Here is a 15985-nt window from a genome sequence, read left to right as displayed (position 1 = left end):
GGACCGACATAAAACCCGTCGCTCAGGGGTCCGAAAAATCATCCTCCATGATCGCGCGGATGTTGGTTATGCCGGTGGCGAGGAAGGCCGGGTCGACATTCTCATTCTCGCCATGCTGGTTGTTGTCGGCGTTGACCACGGGGATCGTCACCATCGGCGCGCCAAGTTCGCTCGCAAAAAGCGACAGCGGCAGACTGCCCCCGGTCGAAGGCACGACGACCAGCCGGTCGGGCGAGACGCTTTCGAGCACATGTTTGACGCGCGTCACCATCGGTTCGGCGAGCGCGGTGCGCTGCGCTTCATAGCCAAAGCCCGATACGACCCGAGCGATCAGCGGATGCGCCAGCCGTTCCTCTGCCGTCGGGGTGCGGTCGAGGACATAATAGCCCTTGGCTTCGACGAAACGGACGAGCCTTGCCAGCTGGCGGTCGATGCGGTCGCCCTTGACCAGCCGCATGTCGAGCCGCGCCTCGGCCTCGGTCGGGATGACGTTGGCGGCGCTCGCCCCGGTGGCCCCGGCGCGCAGCCCGGTGATCTCGATCCCCGGCAGCAGCACCAGTTCGCCGTGCAGCTTGCCGCCGCCCTGCGTTCGCGCAATGCCCAGACTCTGCCGCGTCGCGTCCATCGACGGCGCCTTGGCGATTTCGGCCAGTTCGGCGGCGGTTGCGGGGACCGCATCGTCGTAAAAGCCGGGGATCAGGATGCGGCCGTCGGCGTCCTTCAGACTGCCGAGGAGCGCTGCGAGCCGCAGCGCCGGGTTGGGCGCCCAATTGCCATAATTGCCCGCGTGCAGCGGCCGGTTCGCGCCGTAAATGGTGATGCCGACATCGACGACCCCGCGCACCCCCAGCACCATTGTGCGGTACCCCGCGGTATGCCGCGGTCCGTCGACCATGACCCACAGGTCGCTGGTCAGCTTTTCGCTATGCGCGTGCAGGATCGCGCGAAGATGGGGCGACCCCTTTTCCTCTTCGCCCTCGAAGAAGAATTTCACATTCACGCCGAGCCGCGCGGCGGTTCCGGCGGGGTCGCGAAAGGCGTTGAGCGCGACCATCACCCCTGCCTTGTCGTCGGCCGCGCTGCGCGCCGCGATCCGCCAGCCGGCGGGGAAGCGCGCCGCGGGCGTCCAGGGACCAAGCACGGTGCCGCCCTGTTCGATCGGGCGCGAGATGGCGACCGGGCGGAACGGCGACAACCCCGCCGCCCAGCGCTCAGGGACCACCGGCTGGCCATCATAATGGGCATAAAAGACGATCGTTTTCGTCGCGCCGGGGGTTTTCACCTCGCCGAACACCGCGGGCGGCGCTTTTCGGTCGATATCGTAGAGCAGTTCGGACGCGATGCCGCGCCGCTGCATCATCGCCTGGACAAAGCGCGCGTTGGCGAGCGCGTCGGCGGGGTTCGCCGCATCGTTGGGCAACGACAGGAAGGCGATATATTCCTCCAGCGTCGCCGCGTCGAGCGTGCCCGACTGCGCCGCTGCGGGCGTGCTGGCCGCGCCGACGGCAAGCACCGCCATCATCCAAACCGCCCCACGCCACGTCACCGACGACCGCTGCATCCTGTCGCTCCCCGTCAATTGCTTCGCCGGTGCCTTGCGGCGGCGTGCGCGGCTGTCCAGCGCGGCGATGACCCCCTGACGTCTGCATAGCTTTGCCATTGGCAAAGCGTCGGCGACTGGCTTAGGGAGCCGTCCCATGTCCGAGCCGCCAATCCCCTATGATATCATTGTAATCGGCGGCGGCGTCAACGGCGCCGGGGTGGCGCGCGACGCCGCCGGACGCGGCGCGCGCGTCCTGCTGCTCGAGGCCGGCGACCTGGCGCAAGGCACCTCGTCGGCGTCGACCAAGCTGATCCATGGCGGGCTGCGCTATCTGGAACATTATGAATTCGGGCTGGTGCGCGAGGCACTGAAGGAGCGCGAGACTTTGTGGGGCATCGCGCCGCACATCATCTGGCCGCTGCGCTTTGTGTTGCCGCACCGGCCGGGGCTGCGCCCACGCTGGCTGCTGCGACTCGGACTGTTCCTGTATGATCATATCGGCGGGCGCAAGAAGCTGCCCGCGACGCGCTCGATCGACCTCAAGCGCCATGTCGCGGGCGAGCCGTTGCAGCCCCAATATGCCCGCGGGTTCGAATATTCGGACGGCTGGGTCGACGATGCGCGATTGGTCGCGCTCAATGCGCGCGATGCCGCCGAGCATGGCGCCAAGGTCCGCACCCGCACCCGCGCCGAAACGCTGCACTGCGAGGACGGGCTGTGGGTGGTCGAGGCGAACCGCGACAATGGCCACAGCTATCGGTTCACTGGCCGCGCGATCGTCAATGCCGCCGGGCCTGCGGTGCTGGATTTGCTGGGGCGCGCCGACGCCGTGCCCGATCATCAGATGCGGCTGGTGCGCGGGTCGCATATCGTCGTGCGGCGGTTGTTCCAGCACGATTATGCCTATTTCTTCCAGCTCCCCGACGGGCGGATATTCTTTGCCATTCCCTATGAGCGTGACTTCACCCTGATCGGCACGACCGACGTCGATCACGACGGCCCGGCCCATGAGGCGCGCGCGAGCGCCGACGAAATCGCCTATCTGTGCGAAGGCGCCAGCCTGTATTTCCGCGAAGCCATCACCCCCGCCGATGTCGTGTGGACCTATTCGGGGGTGCGGCCACTGATCGAGGACGGATCGGGGCGGCCCGAAGCGGCGACGCGCGGCTATCGCATCGACCTTGATCTGGCCGAAGGCGCGCCGCTGCTCACCATCTATGGCGGCAAGATCACCAGCTATCGCCATGTCGCCGAAGCCGCGGTCGACGAATTGGTGGATCATGTACCGGCGTTGGCGGGGAAGCGCTGGACCGCGAAGGCGGCGCTGCCGGGGGGCGATTTCCCGACCAGCGGCGCGGCGGCGCTGAAGGCCGAGATCAAGCTCGCCCATCCCTTTCTGTCCACCGCGACCGCCGATCGCATCGTCAAGGCCTATGGCACCGACGCGCGCCGCTGGCTGGGCGAGGCCGACAGCTGGGACGCGCTCGGCGGCGAAATCGCTCACGGCTTGAGCGGCGCGGAGGCGGCCTGGCTGGTCGATCACGAATGGGCGCGGACAACCGACGACATATTGTGGCGGCGCAGCAAGCTGGGGCTGCATTTCGGCGCTGAAGATGTGGCGAAGCTGGCGAACTGGCTCGACGAGCGGCGATGAACATCTGACCTCCCCCTTGATGGGGGAGGCAGCGAGACTTGCCAGCTTGCTGGCTAGTCGCAGCGGTGGGGGTGCGCTTTCGGCCTGAAACGATGGTGCCAGGACGCGCCCTCACCCCCATCCAACTTCGCCTAATCGCTCCGCGATAAGGCTGCGCATCCTTCCCCCATCAAGGGGGAAGGCGGCGGACCTAGCCGCAGTCCGAATCGCCTTAATCCACACCATATTGCGCGGCGAGTTTGGCGCGGCGCGCTTGCCATGTTTCGGCGAGCACCGGCACGTCGCGCAGCGCGCGAAGGTCGGCGGGGCGATCCTTGGCTTCGCCGCCGATCAGCAAACCGAACAATGACGCGAGCGGCCAGTCGGGCCACGGGCGATCGATGAGGTCGAGCGTGTCGCCGGCGCCGACCTGCCCGGGTTCGAGGACGCGATAATACCAGCCGGTCCGCCGGGTCTTCACCACCGTGGCCATCACCCCCTTCGCCTGAAAGCGATGGTCGAGTTTCCAGCATGGCTGGCGCGCCTGGCTGACCTCGACCAGCGCGGTGCCGAGGCGGAAGCGGTCGCCGAGGCAGACATTCGTCTCGTCGAGTCCGATCGTGGAAATATTCTCCCCGAACGCGCCGGGTGCACCCAGCAGCGGGGCATCGCCCAGATGCCCTCGCCACCATGCATAATGGTCGGCGGGATAATGGTGGATCGCCTTGTCGATGCCGCCATGGACGGTGCGATCGGCCTGCTCGTCGCCCGCCAGCCCCAGCGCGCCGACGGCGACCACGTCCGCCACTGGCAGCTTGCCGATCGCGCTCGGTTCGTCGTCGCCGCGGAAGGGGCGGACCTGGCCCAGCAGGACGGCGAGGATTTCGGTTTGCATGGCGGCGATTGATAGGCCGCGCGAGGGAAATGGCAATCGTCCGGGCGGGGACAAGCGGGGATCGATGCGCTACGGTGCGGGCATGAACGACGCAATGATCGACCTGCCGGTCCGGCGACTGGGGCTTGCCGAACCCGGCGATACGGCGCTGATCCGCAGTATGGCCGTCGAGGCGCCGGTGTCGGTCGAGGTCGGCGGCATCGGCTATGCGGTGATGATGGCGACCCCCAGCGATCTGGAGGATTACGCGCTGGGTTTCGCGCTGAGCGAAGGGCTGGTCGAAACCCCCGATCAGGTCGAGCGGGTCGATGTCCACCCGGTCGAGGGTGGCTGGGCGCTGCGCCTTTGGGTACCGGCTGACTGCAAGGCGATCGCGCTCGAACGCGCGCGCCAGCGGGTGAACGAGAGCAGTTGCGGGCTGTGCGGGATCGAGAATATCGAGCAGGTCTTGCGTCCCCTCCCGCCGCTGACCGCGCGCATCGCGACCGATCGCACCGCGATCGCCGCGGCGCTGGCCGCTTTGACCGATCACCAGCCGCTCGGCCAATCCACCGGTGCGGTCCACGCCGCCGCCTTTTGCTCGCCCGCTGGCGAAATCCGGTGCGCGCGCGAGGATGTCGGGCGGCACAATGCGCTCGACAAGCTGATCGGAGCGCTGGCACGCGCCGGCATCGATCCCGCGACCGGCTTTATCCTGCTGTCGGCGCGGTGCAGTTACGAACTGGTCGAAAAGACCGTGCGCGCCGGCTGCCCGATGCTCGTCACCGTCTCGGCGCCGACCAGCCTGGCCGCGACCCGCGCGGCGCAGGCGGGGCTGACGCTGGTGGCGCTGGCGCGCACCGACGCGGCGCTGGTCATCAACGATGCGCGGGGGATGATCGCATGAATACGCTGGGCGCGGTGCTGGCGGGCGGGCGATCGCGCCGCTTCGGATCGGACAAGGCGCTCGCGACATGGGACGGCCAGACCTTGCTCGACCATACGCTGGCGGCGCTGCGGCCGCATTGCGACGCGGTGGTGATCGTCGGCCGCGAGGACGGCATCGCCGACTGGCCGCGCCCCGACATGGGGCCGCTGGGCGGCATCGCCGCGGCGCTGATCCACGCCGCCGATCGGGGCTTTGATCAGGTGCTGAGTGCGCCGGTCGATTGCGTCCGCCTGCCGGACGACCTGCACGCGTTGCTCGACCCCGCGCCAACCTTCCTCGCCACCCAGCCGGTGATCGGCCTGTGGCCCGTCGCGGCGCTTGGCGAATTGAAGGCGATATTGACCGACGGGAGCGACTTGGCCGTCCGCGCCTTTGCGCGCCGCGTCGGCGCGCGGGCGGTGACAAACGACTTTGTCCCGCCGAACATCAACAGCATAGCCGATCTGGCGCGGCTGGATGGATCATGATCCGCCGATGGCGTTCACCGTGAACGCCAATATGCCCATGTTGAAGATGAACGCCGCCATGCAATGGCCGAGCACGACGCGGCGCATATGCGCGCCCGAAATGGTGACGTCCGACGTCTGAAACGTCATCCCCAGCGTGAAAGCGAAATAGAGGAAATCGGGGTATCCGGGCTCTTTCACCCCCGGAACCTCGATCCCGCGCTGATCGCGCCCATCCTTTTGCCGATAATAAAGATGTGCATAGTGGAGCGTGAACACCATGTTCGCGAACAGCCACGCCAGCGCCAGCGTTACGATGATCAGCAAAATCGCGCCGCGATCGAGCTGACCCGGACCGGCGATCAGCGTCCCCACCGCGAACAGGATCACCAGCGACAGCAGCACCGTAATCGCGAGCAGCCCGGCACGGTTGGCGTCGTTGCTTTCCGCCGTGCGCCGCATCCGGTCGGCATCGGCGCCGAGCAAGGGCGCGATAGCGCCCAGAAAGACAAGCGTCGCGATGTCGAAGCCGATCAGCAGCGCGGTGCGCGGATCGTAGCCGAGCGCCGATGCGCCGCCGCCCGCGACGACGAGCGCGCCGGCAAAGATCAGGAAGCGCGCCGGCGCGATGCGGTGACCCACGGCGATGTCGGCGCGCCTAGTCAACGGCGGCGACGGCCAAAACACGCACCGGGATCGCCTTGGCGGCCGGACAGCCGCTGGTCTTGTCGTAAAACGCGAGCGGCAGCAGCGGGTTGAGTTCGGGATAATAGCCCGCGACCGAGCCGCGCGACATCGGATAGTCGATGATCGTCAGCCCCTCTACGCGCCGCACGGCGCCATCGTCGCTGAAGGTTTCGAGCGCAATTTTGCCGCCTGCGGCCAGCCCGCGATCGGCCATATCGTCGCCGTTCATGAACAACACCATCCGGTCGTTGTACACGCCGCGATAGCGGTCGTTATAGCTGTAGATCGTCGTGTTGAACTGGTCGTGCGAGCGCACGGTGGCGAGGCGCAGCATCGCCGGATCGGCAACCGGCGCGTTGACCGCGAGGCCCGGCAGGATGAGGAAATTGGCCTTGCCGTTCGGGGTCGCCCACATTCGGCGCCGCGGCGGGATGTCGAGGTGGAAGCCCAGCGGCGCCTTGATCCGCTCGGAGAAGCCTGCGTAAATCGCGGGATAGACCGCCGCGATCTTGTCACGGATCAGGCTGTAGTCGTCGATATAGCGCGCCCAATCGACCTTGCTGCCCGGCAAGGTCGCTATCGCCATGCGGCACACGATCTCGGTTTCAGGGAGCAGATGCTCGCTCGCCGGGTCGAGCACCCCGCGCGAGGCGGTGACGTTCGACATCGAATCCTCGATGGTAACGAACTGCTCACCCGCCGCGGTGACAATTCGTTCGGAGCGCGCGATGACGGGCAGGATCAGCGCGTCCTTGCCGTGGACGAGGTGGCCGCGGTTGAGCTTGGTCGCGATGCCGACGGTCAGGTCGAGCTGGCGCATCGCATCATAGGACCGGTCGGTATCGGGAACCGCGCGGACAAAATTGCCGCCGAGGCCGATGAAGACCTTCGCGCGGCCGTCCAGCATCGCCTCGATCGATTCGACCGTGTGATGGCCATGGTCGCGCGGCGGTTCGAAGCCGAACACCTCGCGCACCTTATCGAGATAGGTCTGGCTCGGTCTTTCATCGATCCCGACGGTGCGGTCGCCCTGCACATTCGAATGGCCGCGGATCGGCGAAATCCCGGCGCCCGGCTTGCCGAAATTGCCCTTGAGCAACAGCAGATTGGCGATCTGCTGGACCAGCTGCGATCCCTGCTGATGCTGGGTCACCCCCATGCCGTAACAGATGATCGTCGCGTTCGAGCGAATGTAGATTTCGGCGCAGCGGCGGATCTGCGCCTCGTCCAGCCCCGAAGCCTGGATGATCGCGGCCCAGTCCTGCGCTGCGATGTCGGCCTGAAGCGCCGCAAAACCGTCGGTGTGTCCGGCGATGAAGTCGTGGTCGAAGATCGCCTCGCCCGCCGCCTCGCGCTCGAACATCACCTTCATCATGCCCTTGATCAGCGCCAGATCGCCGCCGATCCGGATATGGACAAATTCGCTGGTGACCTCGGTCGATCCGAAGGTCGCCATCTGGACGATGTCCTGCGGTTCGGTGAATTTGATCAGCGCGCGTTCGGGCATCGGGTTGACCGCGACGATCGGCACCCCGCGTTTGCGCGCTTCGACCAGCGGAGTCATCATCCGCGGCGCATTGGTCCCGGCGTTGTGGCCGATCAGGAAAATCGCCTCGGCATGTTCGAAATCATCGAGCACCACCGTGCCTTTGCCGATGCCGATCGACGGCGGCAAGCCGCGGCTGGTCGGTTCGTGGCACATGTTCGAACAGTCGGGAAAATTGTTCGTCCCGAACTCGCGCACGAAAATCGCATAGAGAAAGGCGGTCTCGTTCGCGGTGCGGCCCGAGGTGTAGAATTCGGCCTGGTGCGGACTGTCGAGGGCGCGCAAGTGACGACCGATCAGCGCGAAGGCGTCGTCCCAGCTGACCGGCACATAATGGTCGGTCGCGGCGTCGTAGCGCATCGGCTCGGTCAACCGCCCCTGCATCTCGAGCCAATAATCCGACTGCTCCATCAGTTCGGACGCGCTGTGAGCTGCGAAAAATTCGCGCGTGACGCGAAACTTCGTCGCTTCATGCGCGAGCGCCTTGGCGCCATTTTCGCAAAATTCCAGCTTCTTGGTACAGGCCGCGTCGGGAAAGGCGCAGCTGGGGCATTTGAACCCGCCCGGCTGGTTCATCGCCAGCAGGGCGCGCGATCCTTTGGTGACGACGCTCTGTTCCATCAGCACCTTGGCGGTCGCCGCCGCGGCGCCCCAGCCGCCGGCGGGGCTGGTATAGGTTCGATACCGGGGTTTCGCGTCGGTCATGGCCACCGGATTAGACCATTGCGCCGCGCTTTTCTATCGATCGGCGAATTTTAGCATAAAGCAGGTGCCCTGCCCGTCGGCGCCCGCACCGCTGGTCAGGCCGATGCCCGCCGCGGCGCACAGCCGCCGCACAATATCAAGGCCAAGCCCGCTACCTTCGCTTGCCGCGCCTTTGACAAAGGGGGTGAACGGATCGGCGACCTTCCCGAGACCGGGACCGTCATCGCAGATCGTCAGGCGGTCGCCGCTGAACGCGATATGCAGATGGGCGGCAGCGGCATGCTGGAACGCGTTGCCGATCAGGTTGTTGAGGACAAGCTGCAACGACGTCGGTTCGGCCAGGACATGGGCATCGCTCGCGACATCGATCGAAACGTCGTGCGCACTGGCAGGAAAGCGCGCCGCGGCCGACGCCAGCGCCTTTTCGACCACCGGATGCAAGGCGACGAATTGCACCGGCAAGGCATCGCCCTCGCGCGCCAGCGCGAGCAGCAGGTCGAGGATGTGGGTCATGTCGATCGTCGCGGTTTCGATCCGGCGCAGCGCGTCGGGTATCGGCGTGGGCAAGTCGCGGCGCAGCGCGATCACTTCGGCGGCGCCGCGAATGACCGCCAGCGGGGTGCGCAGTTCGTGGCTGGCGTCGCGGGTGAAACGCTGTTCGCGATCGACAAAGCCGCGGATGCGATGAAACGCCTGCCCCAGCGCGCGCGCCAGCACCCCGATCTCGTTCGCCGGATAATCCTCGGCCCGCACGACCGGGACCATGGTGTCGTCTGCACCGGCGACATCGGTCGCAAGACGGCTGAGCGGCCGCATCGCGCGATTGGCCAAAACCCACCCGAGCAGCGCCATCACCAGCGCAATGAACAGGCCGAGCCCGACAAGAAATTTGATCGTCGCATCGCGGACCGGGCGGACGAGCAGATAGCGGCTGACCTCGGCCACCGCGATCGCGGGGGCTCGGTCCGGCGCCACGGCGCTGCGCCGTTCCAGCTTGAAATGCGACACATGATAATGACGCCCCTCCGCGCCGTAAAATTCAATCTGCCCGGGGTTGGCGGCGACTTGCTTCGCCAGATCGGCGGGCAGACCGGCATTGCCGGGATAGATTTTGATATAGGCAAGGTTCGGCGTGGGCAGTTGTTCGCCGCGCCGCCAGCTTTGCTGCTGCCGCGCAATCTCTGCAGTCACCGCGGTGCTGAACAGCCGATCCTCGAGCGTATAGGCAAAGATGAAGGTGGTCAGGCCGAACACCGCGCTGGTTGCCAGCACTGCGGCGACCAGCGCCGCGATGACGCGGCGGCGCAGACTGTAACGCCGCGCGGTCATGGCGGCGGGCTCAGGCGAAAGCCGATGCTGTGCACCGTTTCGATCATCGGAACCCCGAACGGTTTGTCGACGATCTGGCGGAGCAGATGGATATGACTGCGCAATGCATCGGACGATGGCGGCTCGTCACCCCACAATTGGCGCGCAATCTCGGCGCGCGCGACCGCTTGCGGCGACGCCTCGGCGAGCAGCAGCAGGATGTCCCACAGCAACGGCGACAGCCGCAGCGGTTGCCCCGCACGCGTCGCAGTCCGCAGCCGGCGATCGATCGTCAGCGGCCCGACGACAATGCTATGCGGCTGCCCCAGCCGCGGCCGCTGCGCCAGCGCCTCGATCCGCGCGGCGAGTTCGGCGAGCGAAAAGGGTTTGACCAGATAATCGTCGGCGCCGCTGGCAAAACCCGCCAGCTTGTCGTCCAGCGTGTCGCGCGCGGTGAGCATCAGGATCGGGATGCGCTGGTCGCTGCGGCGCCGGATCTCGGCGCACACGCTGAGCCCGTCGCGGCGCGGCAACGCCAGATCGAGCAGCACGACGTCGATCGGGCGGGTCAAGGCCTCGCACAGCCCCTCCTCGCCATCGGCAGCATAATGGAGGCGGTGCCCCTGCGCCTCGAGATAGTCGATGACATTCCCGGCCAGATCGGCGTTGTCCTCGACCAGCAGGATGTCGAACGCATTGTTCAAGCGATGTCCTTTGCCACGCGCACCTTGTTCCGCCGCAAACCCTTGGCGATGCAACATCAAGATAGCGTCAAAACGGCTTTGACGCCCGCTTGACGCCCGTTCTGCCAGACCGCGCTTCATCGCGAAACGGGTTGGAGTCAGACAATGCAGAATCGGACAAGTATCTTGGCCAGCCCGAAGGGCGGCGTGGTCGTTGCCGACACCGGAGGCAAGCTGGCGGCGGGTCGTTGACGGCGGGGCTGTCGCGCCGCCAGATCCTGGCGGGCGCGATCGTCGTCGCGGCGGCGGGGGCGCCCGGGGTGGGCTTGACCCATATGGCGCCGAGCCCGCCGACCGGGCCAGTTCCCGCCGGTGCGTTGAAGGACGATCTGGCCCTGTGGCGCCGCGCCGTACTGGAACGCCATCCGCGCTATTTTGGTCAGGCGAGGTTAGAAGCGTCGGTCGAGGCGGCGTTCGGTACCGCCGCGGCGTCGATTGATCGGGCGCTGACCCGTGCCGAAGCATTTCCTGTCTTTGGGCGGGTCAATCCGACCTTTCGCGATGCCCACACCTTGCTGTTGCCCTGGCTGTCGGGCGCCGCGCCGGGCGACGCCGAACGCGCCAGCCAGTTTCCGTTCGGCGCTGACATCGCGCCCGACGGGCGTCTGCGCCTGCGTGGCAGCTGGCATCACGCCGCCACCGGCGCGGCTTTGGCGCGGGGCACCGAAATTCTGGCGATCAACGGCATGCCGACGTCCGCCATATTGCCCCGCCTGCTGGCGTACAGCCATGGCGAAACCCCCAAGCTGCAGATGCATATGTTGTCGGTGATGCTGCCGGGCTGGCTCGACGCGGTGCTGGGGTGGCGCGACCGCTTTGCGATCGATTTTGGCGGCGCGGCTGGACCGACAACCCTGCAATGGATCAAGGGGGCGCGATGGACGCCGGTCGAGAGCAGCCAGGCGGCCGAAGCACCGCACGTTGTCTGGTTGGGCGGTGGCGCAGCCTTGCTGCGCGTCCCGACCTTCGACGTCGACGAAGATCCCGCGACCTTCGACCGGGCGATCGATCAGGCGTTCGCGGCGATCCGCGCGCGGCAGGTATCGCGATTGATCATCGATGTGCGCGGCAATACCGGCGGCCAGAGCGACGCCGGTGCCCGCATTATCCAATATGTCCTGAATCGCCCCGCGGCGCAGGTGTCGCGGGCGCGCGAAAGGCTGAACGACGATAACAACCGCCTGCGGCGATATCCCGGCCGCGCCGGGTCGATGCGCGAATTCACCCTCGACGACGAACGGATCCAGCCGGTCGCCGCGGCGGCGCGATTCACCGGCCAGGTTGCGGTGCTGATCGACGAGCTGACCTATTCGGCAAGTATCCTGTTCGCCACGACGATGCAGGATCTGGGGCTCGCGATATTGGTCGGGCGACCGACCGGCGGCTTTCCAACCAGACGGGCAATATGATGCCGACGCGGCTGCCCGCCACGGGCTTTACCGCCTTTATCGCGACCCGCGATTTCCTCCGGCCGAGCGGAGATCGGCGCGTCCTGCCCGTCCTGCCCGACATCGTGGCGGCGGACGGGGCAACGGAGGCCGAGATCATGCGGTTGGCGCTGGCCAGCATGGCCAAGCCGGACGGTTGACCAAGGGCCGGCAGCCCGCATCGCATCGGCACCAACAGAAAATGGCGCGCCCGGCAGGATTCGAACCTGCGACCACCCGCTTAGAAGGCGGGTGCTCTATCCAGCTGAGCTACGGGCGCGTGCACAAGGCTGTTGGCCGGGCGAATAGCGCGGTTTGCGCGCGCCGCAAAGCAGGTTAAGCAGCGAGCGCATGACCGAATCCGCACCCTCGACCGCCCGGCCCGCGCCGGTCAGCGCCGCCGCCGTCCATCATTTTCGCTATTACGACCTGGTCATGGCGGCGTTTGTCGCGGTTTTGCTGCTGTCGAACATCATCGGCGCATCAAAACTGGCGATGGTCGGCGGGTTGACCTTTGGCGCTGGCATCCTGTTTTTTCCGATCAGCTATGTGATCGGCGACGTGCTGACCGAAGTCTATGGCTATGCCCGCGCGCGCCGGGTGATCTGGGCCGGGTTCGGGGCGCTGCTGTTCATGGCAGTGATGAGCTGGATCGTGCTGGCGATGCCGCCGGCGCAGGACTGGTGGTGCAGCGGCACCGAGGCGCTGGCGCTGAAATCGGGCGAGAGCGGCGGCACTGGCGCGGTGTGTCAAGCGACCTATGACAGCGTGTTCGGCAGCGCGTGGCGTATCGTTCTTGCGTCGATCACCGCGTTCTGGGCGGGCGAATTCGTGAACAGCTACGTCCTTGCCCGCATGAAGGTGGCGACGGGCGGCCGGTTCCTGTGGATGCGCACGATCGGATCGACGATCGTCGGGCAAGGGATCGACAGCCTGATCTTTTACCCCATCGCCTTTCTGGGCATTTGGGAAACCGAACAGGTGTTGCTGGTGATGGCGACCAACTGGGCGATGAAAGTCGCGTGGGAGGCGGCGCTGACCCCGGCAACCTATGTGGTGGTGGGCGCGTTGAAGCGCCGCGAAGGTGTCGATGTGTTCGACGAAGACACCGACTTTACGCCATTCGCTGCCAAGGTTTAATCGATGACGCTGATTGAAATCGCCTCGCTGTTCGAGGACCGGAAACTGTCGATTATCGAAGCGAGCGGCCTCGGCAAGGACGCGCTGCACATTTATTTCGGCCTCGCGCTGTTCCTGCTCGTCCGGCTGATGTGGCGGTGGCGCGGCGGCTGGATCGTCGCATGGCTCGCCGTGGTCGCGATGGCGTGCGGCGGCGAGTGGCTCGACATGACCGCCGAACATAGTCGCTCGACGATCCAGCCCGACGCCGCGCATTGGCACGACATCTGGAACACGATCTTCTGGCCGTCGGTGCTGCTGCTCGTCGGGCGCTGGCTGCAACCGCAAGCGAAGGACGCTGCGGTTATGGCGAGCAAAATGTCAGGCGAGGACGCCGAGCGCCGCCTCGAACAGGCGTAACCCGTCAGTGCCGCCATGCGCGCGGTCGATCGCGCGTTCGGGGTGCGGCATCATGCCCAGCACATTGCCGGCATCGTTGAGCACGCCCGCAATGTCGCGCGCCGATCCGTTGACGCTGTCGGCATAACGGAAGGCGACGCGCCCCTCGCCCTCGATCCGGTCGAGCGTTGCCGCGTCGGCAAAATAATTGCCGTCGTGGTGCGCGACGGGGATGTTGATTTCTTCGCCCGCGTTATAGCTGGCGGTGAACAGCGACTGGCTGTTTTCGACCGTCAGCGGCACGGTGCGGCAAACGAAGTTCAGCCCCGCGTTGCGCATAAGCGCCCCGGGCAGCAACTGCGCCTCGGTCAGCACCTGGAACCCGTTGCACACGCCCAGCACCGGCACGCCGCGCGCCGCGGCATCGGCGACGCTGCGCAGGATCGGCGAGCGCGCCGCCATCGCGCCCGAACGCAGATAATCGCCATAGGAAAAGCCGCCGGGCAGCGCGATAAAGTCGGTGCCGGCGGGCAGATCGGTGTCGCGGTGCCACACCATCGCGGGGGCACGGCCGGTGACCTGTTCGAGCGCGACCGCCATGTCGCGGTCGCAGTTCGAGCCGGGAAAGACGATGACGGCGGTCTTCATGGGCCTGGCTCCTGTTACGGACGTTCGATGCGGTAGTTTTCGATGACCGTATTTGCGAGCAGCTTGGCGCACATCGCGTCGAGGTCGGCGTCGGTGACGTCATCGGCGACGTCGAGTTCGATGAAACGCCCGGCGCGGACGTCGGCAACCCCGGCAAAGCCCAGCCCTTCGAGTGCATGATGGATCGCTTTGCCCTGCGGGTCGAGCACCCCCGGCTTGAGCGTCACATAGACATTCACTTTCATGGGACGGACCTTTGCTTGGCGGGTGCGGGAGGATGGGCGCGCCTATGCCCGCGAATCACTTTGGGGGCAAGGGGCCGGGGGCTCCCGTAGCGGTGAAAAATGCCGTTGTTCGGATTGCGAACCAGTCGCATCTTTCCTGTTGCGAATCCCTCGCACTATCCCTACATCATGCTTGTTGAGAAGGATTCGCACATGGTCGTCTGTGTCTGCAACGCAATAAGAGAAAGCCAGCTGCGCGATGTCGCACGCGATGGCCAGTTGCGCTGCGCCAAGGCGGCTTACGCGCAATTGGGTCGCAAACCCAAGTGCGGACAATGCCTGCCTTTCGCTCGCAATATCATCAGCGACGTCGCCGCGACCGCCTGATTTTTCTTGGTTTTCCGCCATTTTTGACCTTGGCCTGATGGGGTCGGGGGGCGTATAATGCGCCCATTCCATTGCCAGACAAAATGACGGGACTGACACCATGAAGGGCGACGAAAAGGTCATCGATTTTCTGAACGAGGCGCTCAAGAACGAGCTGACCGCGATCAACCAATATTGGCTGCACTATCGCATGCTCGACAATTGGGGTGTGGCGCGGCTTGCCAAATTCGAGCGCGAAGAGTCGATCGACGAGATGAAGCACGCCGACCAGCTTGCCGACCGCATCCTCTTCCTGGGCGGTCTGCCCAATTTCCAGATGCTCGGGCGGCTGCGCGTCGGCGAGACGGTCGAGGAAATCCTGAAGGCCGATCTGGCGCTCGAGGAAGAGGCGATCCCGCTGCTCAAAGATGCCGTCGCGCACAGCGAGAGCGTCCGCGATTATGTCAGCCGCGACCTGTTCGGCGCGATCCTGGCCAGCGAAGAACATCATGTCGACGAGCTGGAAAAGCAGTTCGAGATGATCGAGCGGATGGGGATCGAGAATTATATCCAGCTGCAATCGAAGCCGTCGGGGGACGACTAAAACCTCCCGTCGTCATTCCCGCGAAAGCGGAGAATCAAAGGATTCCAGAGACGCTTTCGGGCGTCTCTTTTTTCGCTTGTATTTGCGATTAATTCTCAATAGCAAGGTGGGGCAGTCCCCTCCTGCCGGTCGCTGCATCCGCGGCGACCGGCATCTTTTTCAGACTGGAGCGGAGGACTGCATGGCCCGGGAGACGCTATGACCATGCAAAGCAGCACCTTGATCCGGCAGCTCACCGAACAGCCGCTGATCCGCGACCTGTCGGTCGACGCCGCCCAGGCGGTGCTGGCGCTACGCTATTGCATCATCTGCCGCCGCAACGACCATGACCCGATGCCCGAGCTGGAACGGCGCTGGGGCAATATCCTGGCGGCGCGGCGATACCGGCTGGTGGTCGAGGCGATCGGCCACAGCTGGCCCGATCCCTTTGCCGTCGCCCCGCCCTGCTGCCCGCGCGCCGGTTTCGACGAGGCGCTGCTCGCCGCCATGGTGACCGCCGCGGCGCACCGCAACCGGGCGCAGTTCGACTGGCTGACCGCCGAAATGCTGGGCAGCGACGCGCGCGAAATGATCTTCGTCGCGCTGGAGAATTTCATTCGGGCAAGGGCGCCGGGGCAGGTTTAAGCGGCGCGTTTGGGGCGCGGGGCCGTCCTTCAAATCCTCCCCACTTGTGGGGAAGTGGCAGCGCGAAGCGCTGACGGAAGCGGTCGGCGTCTTCACACAATCCTCGCATTAAGCCGCCCGCCCCCTCCACCACCGTCGGT

General features: G+C 65.9%; 18 protein-coding genes and 1 tRNA gene. 10 read left to right on the top strand and 9 right to left on the bottom strand.

The window, feature by feature from the left end:
* Positions 1-22 precede the first annotated feature (22 nt).
* Positions 23-1522 (bottom strand): M20/M25/M40 family metallo-hydrolase, encoded by a 1500-nt coding sequence (locus FFS68_RS14185; RefSeq protein WP_171003889.1) that lies wholly within the window; start codon positions 1520-1522, stop codon positions 23-25.
* Between the two features lie 175 nt (positions 1523-1697).
* On the opposite strand from FFS68_RS14185, the gene glpD reads away from it, so the two are divergent.
* The gene (gene glpD, locus FFS68_RS14180) at positions 1698-3197 is read left to right on the top strand and encodes a glycerol-3-phosphate dehydrogenase (protein WP_137753848.1); all 1500 of its coding nucleotides are present in this window, start codon (positions 1698-1700) and stop codon (positions 3195-3197) included.
* 211 nt (positions 3198-3408) lie between these two features.
* Here glpD and FFS68_RS14175 read toward each other — a convergent pair whose 3' ends face one another.
* Complete coding sequence (locus FFS68_RS14175) at positions 3409-4071, bottom strand: MOSC domain-containing protein (RefSeq protein ID WP_137753847.1); 663 nt, start codon at positions 4069-4071, stop codon at positions 3409-3411.
* Between the two features lie 82 nt (positions 4072-4153).
* On the opposite strand from FFS68_RS14175, the gene fdhD reads away from it, so the two are divergent.
* Positions 4154-4957: a formate dehydrogenase accessory sulfurtransferase FdhD gene (gene fdhD, locus FFS68_RS14170; RefSeq protein WP_137753846.1), complete on the top strand. Its 804-nt coding sequence runs from the start codon at positions 4154-4156 to the stop codon at positions 4955-4957.
* Complete coding sequence (locus tag FFS68_RS14165; protein WP_137753845.1) at positions 4954-5466, top strand: molybdenum cofactor guanylyltransferase; 513 nt, start codon at positions 4954-4956, stop codon at positions 5464-5466. The genes fdhD and FFS68_RS14165 overlap by 4 nt, the downstream gene beginning before the upstream one ends.
* Here the strand turns inward: FFS68_RS14165 and FFS68_RS14160 are convergent.
* From FFS68_RS14160 to FFS68_RS14145, 4 genes are read right to left on the bottom strand one after another with little or no spacing between them, the layout of a single operon-like run.
* On the bottom strand, positions 5461-6111 hold the full coding sequence (locus FFS68_RS14160; protein ID WP_137753844.1) for a DUF1345 domain-containing protein: 651 nt from the start codon (positions 6109-6111) through the stop codon (positions 5461-5463). The two genes, FFS68_RS14165 and FFS68_RS14160, sit on opposite strands and share 6 nt — an antisense overlap.
* Positions 6104-8383: an FdhF/YdeP family oxidoreductase gene (locus FFS68_RS14155; RefSeq protein ID WP_137753843.1), complete on the bottom strand. Its 2280-nt coding sequence runs from the start codon at positions 8381-8383 to the stop codon at positions 6104-6106. The genes FFS68_RS14160 and FFS68_RS14155 overlap by 8 nt, the downstream gene beginning before the upstream one ends.
* A gap of 33 nt (positions 8384-8416) precedes the next feature.
* Positions 8417-9712, bottom strand: coding sequence for a HAMP domain-containing sensor histidine kinase (locus tag FFS68_RS14150; protein WP_137753842.1), 1296 nt, complete (start codon positions 9710-9712; stop codon positions 8417-8419).
* A complete protein-coding gene (locus tag FFS68_RS14145; RefSeq protein ID WP_249340165.1) occupies positions 9709-10395 on the bottom strand; it encodes a response regulator transcription factor in 687 nt (228 codons plus the stop codon). Before FFS68_RS14145 ends, FFS68_RS14150 begins: the two co-directional genes overlap by 4 nt.
* A 227-nt stretch (positions 10396-10622) precedes the next feature.
* Here FFS68_RS14145 and FFS68_RS14140 point away from each other — a divergent pair, with 227 nt between their 5' ends.
* Together FFS68_RS14140 and FFS68_RS14135 are read left to right on the top strand one after the other, a co-directional pair.
* Complete coding sequence (locus FFS68_RS14140) at positions 10623-11843, top strand: S41 family peptidase (protein ID WP_137753840.1); 1221 nt, start codon at positions 10623-10625, stop codon at positions 11841-11843.
* A complete protein-coding gene (locus tag FFS68_RS14135) occupies positions 11840-12022 on the top strand; it encodes a hypothetical protein (protein ID WP_171003888.1) in 183 nt (60 codons plus the stop codon). The genes FFS68_RS14140 and FFS68_RS14135 overlap by 4 nt, the downstream gene beginning before the upstream one ends.
* Before the next feature lie 42 nt (positions 12023-12064).
* On the opposite strand, the gene FFS68_RS14130 is transcribed toward FFS68_RS14135, so the two are convergent.
* A tRNA-Arg gene (locus FFS68_RS14130) sits at positions 12065-12141 on the bottom strand.
* A gap of 71 nt (positions 12142-12212) precedes the next feature.
* Here FFS68_RS14130 and FFS68_RS14125 point away from each other — a divergent pair.
* The gene (locus FFS68_RS14125; protein ID WP_137753838.1) at positions 12213-13001 is read left to right on the top strand and encodes a queuosine precursor transporter; all 789 of its coding nucleotides are present in this window, start codon (positions 12213-12215) and stop codon (positions 12999-13001) included.
* Between the two features lie 3 nt (positions 13002-13004).
* Complete coding sequence (locus FFS68_RS14120) at positions 13005-13400, top strand: hypothetical protein (RefSeq protein WP_137753837.1); 396 nt, start codon at positions 13005-13007, stop codon at positions 13398-13400.
* Here the strand turns inward: FFS68_RS14120 and purQ are convergent.
* Together purQ and purS are read right to left on the bottom strand one after the other, a co-directional pair.
* Positions 13362-14027 carry a phosphoribosylformylglycinamidine synthase subunit PurQ gene (purQ, locus tag FFS68_RS14115; protein WP_137753836.1) on the bottom strand — a complete coding sequence of 222 codons (666 nt, stop codon included), beginning with the start codon at positions 14025-14027 and terminating at the stop codon, positions 13362-13364. The two genes, FFS68_RS14120 and purQ, sit on opposite strands and share 39 nt — an antisense overlap.
* A gap of 14 nt (positions 14028-14041) precedes the next feature.
* On the bottom strand, positions 14042-14272 hold the full coding sequence (gene purS, locus FFS68_RS14110; protein ID WP_137753835.1) for a phosphoribosylformylglycinamidine synthase subunit PurS: 231 nt from the start codon (positions 14270-14272) through the stop codon (positions 14042-14044).
* 192 nt (positions 14273-14464) lie between these two features.
* Here purS and FFS68_RS14105 point away from each other — a divergent pair, with 192 nt between their 5' ends.
* From FFS68_RS14105 to FFS68_RS14095, 3 genes are all read left to right on the top strand, one after another.
* On the top strand, positions 14465-14638 hold the full coding sequence (locus FFS68_RS14105; RefSeq protein WP_037513974.1) for a (2Fe-2S)-binding protein: 174 nt from the start codon (positions 14465-14467) through the stop codon (positions 14636-14638).
* A gap of 100 nt (positions 14639-14738) precedes the next feature.
* Complete coding sequence (bfr, locus tag FFS68_RS14100) at positions 14739-15221, top strand: bacterioferritin (RefSeq protein WP_137753834.1); 483 nt, start codon at positions 14739-14741, stop codon at positions 15219-15221.
* A 198-nt stretch (positions 15222-15419) separates the two neighbouring features.
* The gene (locus tag FFS68_RS14095) at positions 15420-15845 is read left to right on the top strand and encodes an addiction module antidote protein (protein ID WP_249340164.1); all 426 of its coding nucleotides are present in this window, start codon (positions 15420-15422) and stop codon (positions 15843-15845) included.
* The last annotated feature ends 140 nt before the right edge of the window (positions 15846-15985 follow it).

Origin of the sequence: Sphingopyxis sp. L1A2A (assembly GCF_005502465.1) — a bacterium.
In the GTDB taxonomy this organism is placed as follows: Bacteria; Pseudomonadota; Alphaproteobacteria; order Sphingomonadales; family Sphingomonadaceae; genus Sphingopyxis.
The sequence above is the reverse complement of the archived record's forward strand: the minus strand, read 5'-3'. Positions and strand labels throughout refer to the sequence as shown.

Excerpts from the sequence above, each read along its gene's own strand:
- FFS68_RS14185 (WP_171003889.1), bottom strand. The coding sequence starts at position 1,522 with ATGATGGCGGTGCTTGCCGTCGGCGCGGCCAGCACGCCCGCAGCGGCG.
- glpD (WP_137753848.1), top strand. The coding sequence starts at position 1,698 with ATGTCCGAGCCGCCAATCCCCTATGATATCATTGTAATCGGCGGCGGC.
- FFS68_RS14175 (WP_137753847.1), bottom strand. The coding sequence starts at position 4,071 with ATGCAAACCGAAATCCTCGCCGTCCTGCTGGGCCAGGTCCGCCCCTTC.
- fdhD (WP_137753846.1), top strand. The coding sequence starts at position 4,154 with ATGAACGACGCAATGATCGACCTGCCGGTCCGGCGACTGGGGCTTGCC.
- FFS68_RS14165 (WP_137753845.1), top strand. The coding sequence starts at position 4,954 with ATGAATACGCTGGGCGCGGTGCTGGCGGGCGGGCGATCGCGCCGCTTC.
- FFS68_RS14155 (WP_137753843.1), bottom strand. The coding sequence starts at position 8,383 with ATGACCGACGCGAAACCCCGGTATCGAACCTATACCAGCCCCGCCGGC.
- FFS68_RS14150 (WP_137753842.1), bottom strand. The coding sequence starts at position 9,712 with ATGACCGCGCGGCGTTACAGTCTGCGCCGCCGCGTCATCGCGGCGCTG.
- FFS68_RS14135 (WP_171003888.1), top strand. The coding sequence starts at position 11,840 with ATGATGCCGACGCGGCTGCCCGCCACGGGCTTTACCGCCTTTATCGCG.
- FFS68_RS14125 (WP_137753838.1), top strand. The coding sequence starts at position 12,213 with ATGACCGAATCCGCACCCTCGACCGCCCGGCCCGCGCCGGTCAGCGCC.
- FFS68_RS14120 (WP_137753837.1), top strand. The coding sequence starts at position 13,005 with ATGACGCTGATTGAAATCGCCTCGCTGTTCGAGGACCGGAAACTGTCG.
- purQ (WP_137753836.1), bottom strand. The coding sequence starts at position 14,027 with ATGAAGACCGCCGTCATCGTCTTTCCCGGCTCGAACTGCGACCGCGAC.
- purS (WP_137753835.1), bottom strand. The coding sequence starts at position 14,272 with ATGAAAGTGAATGTCTATGTGACGCTCAAGCCGGGGGTGCTCGACCCG.
- FFS68_RS14105 (WP_037513974.1), top strand. The coding sequence starts at position 14,465 with ATGGTCGTCTGTGTCTGCAACGCAATAAGAGAAAGCCAGCTGCGCGAT.
- bfr (WP_137753834.1), top strand. The coding sequence starts at position 14,739 with ATGAAGGGCGACGAAAAGGTCATCGATTTTCTGAACGAGGCGCTCAAG.
- FFS68_RS14095 (WP_249340164.1), top strand. The coding sequence starts at position 15,420 with ATGACCATGCAAAGCAGCACCTTGATCCGGCAGCTCACCGAACAGCCG.